This is a genomic window from Streptomyces sp. NPDC051173, assembly GCF_040689515.1.
In the GTDB taxonomy this organism is placed as follows: Bacteria; Actinomycetota; Actinomycetes; order Streptomycetales; family Streptomycetaceae; genus Streptomyces.
Window position 1 is genome coordinate 25,440 of sequence record NZ_JBFBBD010000079.1, and the last position, 6,460, is coordinate 31,899.

At 70.6% G+C, this 6,460-nt stretch carries 7 protein-coding genes, 1 tRNA gene and 2 pseudogenes; 6 read left to right on the forward strand and 4 right to left on the reverse strand.

What is annotated here, in order from left to right:
* The first annotated feature begins 78 nt into the window (after positions 1-78).
* The 3 genes from AB0435_RS28905 to AB0435_RS28915 all read left to right on the forward strand — a co-directional run bounded on the left by AB0435_RS28905 (position 79) and on the right by AB0435_RS28915 (position 2,445).
* Positions 79-1,038 (forward strand): LysR family transcriptional regulator, encoded by a 960-nt coding sequence (locus AB0435_RS28905; protein ID WP_366006856.1) that lies wholly within the window; start codon positions 79-81, stop codon positions 1,036-1,038.
* 188 nt (positions 1,039-1,226) lie between these two features.
* Positions 1,227-1,859: a response regulator gene (locus tag AB0435_RS28910; protein ID WP_366428306.1), complete on the forward strand. Its 633-nt coding sequence runs from the start codon at positions 1,227-1,229 to the stop codon at positions 1,857-1,859.
* Between the two features lie 184 nt (positions 1,860-2,043).
* Positions 2,044-2,445: a hypothetical protein gene (locus tag AB0435_RS28915; protein ID WP_366006858.1), complete on the forward strand. Its 402-nt coding sequence runs from the start codon at positions 2,044-2,046 to the stop codon at positions 2,443-2,445.
* Here AB0435_RS28915 and AB0435_RS28920 read toward each other — a convergent pair whose 3' ends face one another.
* Together AB0435_RS28920 and AB0435_RS28925 are read right to left on the reverse strand one after the other, a co-directional pair.
* Positions 2,446-3,030, reverse strand: coding sequence for a hypothetical protein (locus AB0435_RS28920; protein WP_366428307.1), 585 nt, complete (start codon positions 3,028-3,030; stop codon positions 2,446-2,448). It abuts the gene before it with no gap.
* A gap of 164 nt (positions 3,031-3,194) precedes the next feature.
* Positions 3,195-3,374 carry a hypothetical protein gene (locus AB0435_RS28925; protein ID WP_366428308.1) on the reverse strand — a complete coding sequence of 60 codons (180 nt, stop codon included), beginning with the start codon at positions 3,372-3,374 and terminating at the stop codon, positions 3,195-3,197.
* Positions 3,375-3,580: 206 nt separating this feature from the next.
* On the opposite strand from AB0435_RS28925, the pseudogene AB0435_RS28930 reads away from it, so the two are divergent.
* Positions 3,581-3,757, forward strand: a pseudogene (locus tag AB0435_RS28930) (XRE family transcriptional regulator); the annotation flags it as partial.
* 225 nt (positions 3,758-3,982) lie between these two features.
* Positions 3,983-4,240: pseudogene (locus AB0435_RS28935) on the forward strand (tyrosine-type recombinase/integrase); the annotation flags it as partial.
* A gap of 63 nt (positions 4,241-4,303) precedes the next feature.
* Here the strand turns inward: AB0435_RS28935 and AB0435_RS28940 are convergent.
* Positions 4,304-4,378, reverse strand: a tRNA-Val gene (locus AB0435_RS28940).
* 285 nt (positions 4,379-4,663) lie between these two features.
* Between AB0435_RS28940 and AB0435_RS28945 the strand changes: the two genes are divergently transcribed.
* Positions 4,664-6,067: a hypothetical protein gene (locus AB0435_RS28945; protein ID WP_366428309.1), complete on the forward strand. Its 1,404-nt coding sequence runs from the start codon at positions 4,664-4,666 to the stop codon at positions 6,065-6,067.
* 205 nt (positions 6,068-6,272) lie between these two features.
* Here AB0435_RS28945 and AB0435_RS28950 read toward each other — a convergent pair.
* Positions 6,273-6,460, reverse strand: a 188-nt coding sequence (locus AB0435_RS28950; RefSeq protein WP_366428310.1) for a hypothetical protein, incomplete at its 5' end; no start/stop codon positions are given.

Sequence of the window (6,460 nt, forward strand, 5' to 3'; positions counted from 1 at the left end):
GCCATAGCTCCGTGCAATCACCTACCCTGCCCCCCGATGTGCCTGGTGTGACATGCGAGGTGCAGTTATGCTCCCCCCGTGGAGCTCGAGGTCAGGCACCTGCGGGCGCTTTGCGCCATTGCCGACACCGGAAGTGTGCGGAAGGCCGCGCTCCAGCTCGGCATGACCCAACCCTCGCTCACCACTCAACTGCGGCGCATAGAGGGGGCCGTCGGCGGTCTCCTCTTCACCCGCGGACAGACGGGCAGCCACCCCACGCCGCTCGGTCACACCGTGCTGCTCCGCGCGCGGCCCATCGTCGCCGAGATGGCGGCCCTGGTGACGGCCGCGCGAAATGCCGCTGTCTGCGCGGGCGGTGAACGGCTGCGGGTGGGCAGCGTCGGCAGCCGGGTGGTGACGGGGTGGCTGCGCCGCCTCCACGAGCGACTGCCCGATACGGATATCACCATCCATATAGAGGTATCGGCGAACACTCTGCTCCAACTGCTCGCCACCAATCAGCTCGACGTGGCCTTCGTGCAGGAGACCGAGGGGTTCCCGCTGGCCGTGCCCGCCGGTGTCGAGCGGCGCGTGCTCACCGCGCGCGAACCGAAGTTCGTCACCCTGGCCGCCGGACACCCCGCCGCGGGCCGGCCGGTGGTGAAGCTGGCCGAACTCGCCGACGAATCCTGGATCGTGGACCCGACCGCCGATCACGAATGGGCGGCGCTGTGCCGGGCCTTCGCGGGGGTCGGGCTCGACCCCCGGCTGATCCACGTCCGCGACAACACCACCGCCGCGGACCTGGTGGCCTCCGGCGAGGCCGTACGCCCCTGCCAGCCCACGGCCGAACCGGCCCCCGGCACGGTCGTCCGTCCCCTGCACGGCGACCCCCTGACCGCCGAGCTCTCCCTGGCCGCCCGCGCGTGCGCCCTCCCCCTCCCCGAACTGGACGCGCTCTTCACCGACCTGGAGGCGGCCTACACGGAGGCGGCGTCCCGGAGCGCGGCCTACGGCACGTGGCTGGACATGAGGGGCATCCCGCTCCTGCGCGGCTGACGCCCGTGCGCCGGCCGACGAGGCCGCACCTGACGGACGCGCCTGCCCTGATCGTCCGACGCCGCTCCGCCGGCCGGTGAAGCCCGGCACCACCGGGCCGGGCTCGTACGCGATCACCACCACCCGTTCCGGCCGGCAGTTGGAGCATTCCCCGTACGGGTGGGGGTGGTGTGTTCGATGATGTCCGGATGCCGCAAGAAGTCTGGCTCAAGCTGATCGACGAGTTCCCGAACGTCCTCTGGGTGGCCTTCGCCGCCTGTGCTTTCTTCGCGCTGCGGGGCGCGATCGTCCGGAACGTGGTTCCGCGGATGACCGCGGTGCGGGCGATGGGTGTCGAAGTCGAGCTTGTCGCCGAGCTGTTGGACCGTGCCGCCGACGAACGGCGGGCTCCCGTGACCTCCGCGGCGCGGCGGACCACCCTTGGCAGGCTGGAGCACGCCGCGGAGTTCCTCCGCGGCGGCAGGGTTCTCTGGGTCGACGACCGTCCGGCCGGCAACACCGCGCTCGTGGAGCTCTTCCGGTCCGTCGGGATGCGTGTGGACCTCGCCCTGAACACCGATGACGCCGTGCTCCGCACGAGGCACGGACAGTATGACCTCATCATCAGCGACGTCGACCGGGACGGAGACCCGCGGGCGGGCCTGTCGATGCTGAGCGATCTGGAGCGGCACCACGTCGACGTTCCGGTGCTGATCTACGCGGGAAACTTCGACCCGGAGCGTGGCGTCGACCGCCGGATCTTCGCGGCCACGACGGCTCCCTTCGAGTTGGTCAACTACGTCATCGACCTCATGGAGAGGGCCAGGCTGCGGTCCTTATGAGCCTTATGAGGAGGCGGCCGATGTTGATGTCATCCAGGGATGCCAAAGGCTCCCAGTCAAGATCGACTGGGAGCCTCCGCGCTGTGTGTACTGAATGTGTACCGCGTCGGTGCTGGATGAGGCAGGCCCGCGCGCCTCGGCAGAGGGGGCAGCCGGGACGGTCATGGGTCTAGGCTCTGCTGCCATGGTCGAGGCATTCGTCAGCAGTGACGAACACCCTGCATGCGGCATCTGCCCGTCGCGCCGGTTCCCTCTCGGAGAGTTCGACGTGGCGGAGCGTCCGTCACGCGAGTTCCCGTTCGACCCGTCCGACGGCCATCGGTACACGGCGGCCGGCGTGCCTGTGTGCGTGCATCCGGAGAAGGTCGGGATGCCGCCCGGGAAGTACGCGACCGATGGCACGGCGACCGCCCCCGGGCTTCGGTTGCCGGACGACATCACCGACCTGGACCCGTACCTGCACGACCTGATGCACAGCGCGGCGCCCGGAGTGCTCGAAGGTCTCATCGAGCGAGCCGTCCAGGAGATCCCCCGTGCGTTCCCGGAAGTGGACGTCGTCCAGGCGCTGCGCCGTGCGCTCAGTTAGCTAGCCGACCGTGGCGAAGCCGGGGGCGAATGAACGTCCCCCGTCCTTGATGCCGAGCGGTTCGTACTTCGCGATCACGGCGGACCTGCGCTTCGCCGTCTCCACCTTGCCGAACCAGAACCGTTCGTTCACCGGCCCCCAAGCCGCCCGGTACACCTGGTGCGTGTAGTCGCCGTGGTCCCAACCGCCGATCTCTTCGCGGTCAGTGGCGTGCACGAACTTGATCCCAGTGCGCTCCTGCACACGACTGAGCACCGTGAACTGAGCGGCCAAAGCGTGGATCATCTCGTCGACGGGGATGGACACGGGCACCTCGGCAGCGCACTCGTCGCCATCCGTCATCTCGTAGACGGCCGACTTGATCGCCATCGCCCGCAGGGCTTCCGGGAAGAGCGGGACGGTGTCCTTCTCCACGTCGAAACCGTCGACGAGGGCATAGCCGGTGAAGCTCTGCCAGTCTTTGTCGTACTTCGCGCACCCCGTGCGCAGGCGCTCGAACTCCGGGTCAGCCTCAATGGCCGACAGGATCTGTCGGGCCCGCGCCGCTACCTTTTCAGGGGCGGGGCGGACGAGGGTTGAGGTCATCGCGTCACTCTCCTTCTGGTTGCTTGCCTTGCCGACCCGTCCGGCTGGAACTCCCCCAGGCCCAGCCGGACGGGAGTCTCAGTGGTGGGGAGCCGTAGCAGCGAAGGCCCACGACAACAGGACCCACAAGAGCCCGTACAGCACGAGGACAGCGGCCCACTGCCTCACGCCGGCACGCCCGCTCTGGGCTGGCCGCGACGCCGCTCTCTGCTGGTGCAGGTGGAGCACTCGCACGGTGGATATTGGCCAGTGATGGCTACATCGACAGGCTTGACCGTGTGCTTCTCCTTGATCACGGTCTCCTGTCCGGTTTCCTGGGTGATCCGGTAGACCATCAGCGTCATAGCCACTTCGCAGCCCTTCCGTCCCGCCATCTATGCCAGTGGCCATAGGTGTACTGGCGTGGATAGGTGCCGCGCGGCGACCGTCAAGGTGTCACTTCGGCGTCACTAGTTGGTCAAAGGCAGTGACCAACTGTCGCCGCCGCCTTACTGTCGAAGACGTGGCCGAACCCAACACGATCCTTCGCGCCGTCAGGATCAGCCTGCGCATGTCTCAGGACGACCTGGCGCTAGCGATACGCCATGCCGGGAAGGAAGTCGGGGAGCCGAACGACTGTGCCAAGCGCAACGTGCAGCGATGGGAATCCGGGAAGGTCGGCATGCCCAGGCCCGTTTACGTCCGGTCCCTGGAGCGCGTTACGGGGTTACCGATCGAAGCTCTAGGGCGTCCGATGGGTCGTGGACCTGAGCGGGCGTCATCGAGGCGGTACGGCGATGGAGTTCCGGTGTCCTTCGAAGCCCCACCGCCTGCGCCCCGCTTCCTGCCCTGTGTGCTGACACAGGTGTACTGAATGGCGGGTCAGCCGACTGCTGCCTCGGCCGTGAGGCGGGCCCGCTCTCAGCGTGCGGTTCGGCCTTCCAGCCGGGCAGGAGCGCCGACACCATCGCACCGGAACCTCAGCCGGTCGTTCGAGCGGATCGGCCAGGCTGCAGGGCTCCCTCGCATCCAGCTGCACGATGCCCGGCATGAGTGCGCTTCCCTGCTGTTCGCCGCCGGTGTCCAGCCGCGCGTCGTCATGGAGATCCTGGGACACTCGCAGATCGCGGCGACCATGAACGTTTACACCCACGTGTCGGAGGACTCGCGCAGGGAGGCGGTGCGGCACATGGATCGGCTGCTGCGGCGCCGAAGGGCACGGACGGAATAGGGACTGCCGTCAAGATCTACCGTCAACGCCCCCACGGAGAGATCTCCGTGGGGGCGTTTTGACTGGTGGGCACAGACGGATTTGAACCGCCGACATCTGCTTTGTAAGAGCAGCGCTCTACCGCTGAGCTATGCGCCCGGGAACGAATGGACAGCCTACATGGCCACGGGCGGGTCCCCGCAAACCCCGGCGGAGGGGGCGCGGGGTCTCCCCATCCCCATCCGGCAGTGGGCCGCATTCCGGGCGTGGCGCCCGCCAGGTCAGGGTCCGCTCCGGCAGCGGCAGCGTCCGGATCGCGCTGAAGCGGGTCCCGGACCGGGTGGAGACGACCAACGTCACGGCGGGCTGACCGTCCTGTGTGTTCGTCCCCCACGGGTGGGAGAATGGCATCCGGGCCAGGGGCGATCCATCGGGAGAGGGCAAGTGACGGCGACCATCGCGCAGTCCGTACGACCGGCACGCCGCCGTTCGCGCTCCCCGGGGGCCGGGCGGACGTGGGCGGCGGTGGCCGCCGCGGCCCGGGAGACCGCCGGGCTCGCGCTGCTGCCCATGGTGCTGGTCTCCGCGACGCTGCCCGCGGCCTTCGCCGGCGGCGGCACGCGGCGCTGGGGCCGGGGCCGCGACGAGGGCCGGCGCGCCGACGCGCAGGCGGCGAAGGACGCGGCGGCCGCGGCGTTCTACGAGCTGGACACCGCCCAGCGCGACCTGCGGATCTCCATCGAGACGATCAGCGCGGCCGACTCCTCGCCCGCCGCCCGCAAGGCGGCCGCCGACTTCGCGGCCTTCGGGCAGCGCGTCGACGAGGTGTCGCACGCCTACATCACGGCCGTCGACTCCCACGACCTCGACCGCGACGACCTGGACGCCGGGGCGGCGACCCGCGCGCGCACGGATCTGACCCGGGCCAAGGACGAGCTGCTGCGGGTCAAGGCAGACCTGGAGCGGTTCGGGCAGAGCCTGGGGCCGCTGCTGGGGTCGGCCGAGGACCGGCTGGCACAGCTCGCGCCCGCGGTCGAGCGGGCCCGGCAGAAGCTCCTGGCCGCGAGCGACGCGCTCGACGCCGTACGGGCCTCCGGTCTGCGGGCCGACGATCTCGCAGCCCGGCTGGCGGCCCTCGCCCCCGAGCTGACCAAGCTCAACCAGGGCGCCGGGCAGCACGGCGTGCAGGAGACCGTCGCCCGCGCCGAGCGGGTGCTGCGCGAGGCCGAGACCATCCGCGACGAGGCCGAGGGCCTGCCGCGGAAGGCGGCGGACATCGACAAGCGGCTCGTGTCGCTGCGTACCCGCGCCCAGGCGATCACCACGCGCGCCGGCGGTGTCGGGCCCGTCCTCAGCGAGCTGCGCCGCCGGTACAGCGCGGCGTGCTGGCAGGACCTCCAGCAGGTGCCCGAGGAGGCCGGGCGTGCCGTCGAGCAGGCGGAGGCGAAGCTGCGGGAGGCGCAGGCGGCGCGCGACGGACAGCGCTGGCCGGACGCCCTGGCCGGGCTGTCGACCGCACGGGCCCTGCTGAACACCACCGACGAGGCGGTCTCCGCCGCCGGTGAGCGGCTGCGCCGGCTGGACGAGGTGTCCTTCGACCACCAGAAGGAGGTCGAGCGCACCCGCTTCGCCGTGCGGGACGCGCAGCGGCTGGCGATGGCGGGCCGCAGCACGCCGGACCTGCGGCACGCGCGGCCGCTGGACGAGGCGGTGGCCCGCCTGGAGCGCGCGGTGGACGGCCTGGAGGGACGCCACCCGGACTGGTGGCACTTCCTGCTGGAGATGTCGGCCGTGCGGGATGCGGCGGCGGGGGTGGTGCAGGACATCAGGGAGGCTCGCAGCCGCTGATGGGGGCCGGGGTGGGGTGCGGTGGGCTGCGCCTGCGGCGGGCTTGGTTCCCGGCTGCGTCTGATGTGCGGCTCCGCCGCGCGGGGGCTGCGCCTGCGGCGCTTTGTTCCCCAGCCCCGCCCCTTCCCGGCTGCGTCTGATGTGCGGCTCCGCCGCGCGGGGGGCGGCGCCCCAGACCCCACAACACGGCTTCGCCGCGTTGTCCTCAATCGCCGGACGGGCTGGATGTGCTGGCTACGGTCCGCACCATCCAGCCCGTCCGGCGAAGGGAAGGGCAGCGCGGGGTCGAAGGCGCTCTCCTTCTGGGGGCCGGTGGGTCGCGCAGCGCGGCCAGGACCTCCCGTTCGGTGGCGTCGGTCTGGGCGTAGGCCCAGATCTGGCCGGAGTACGGGC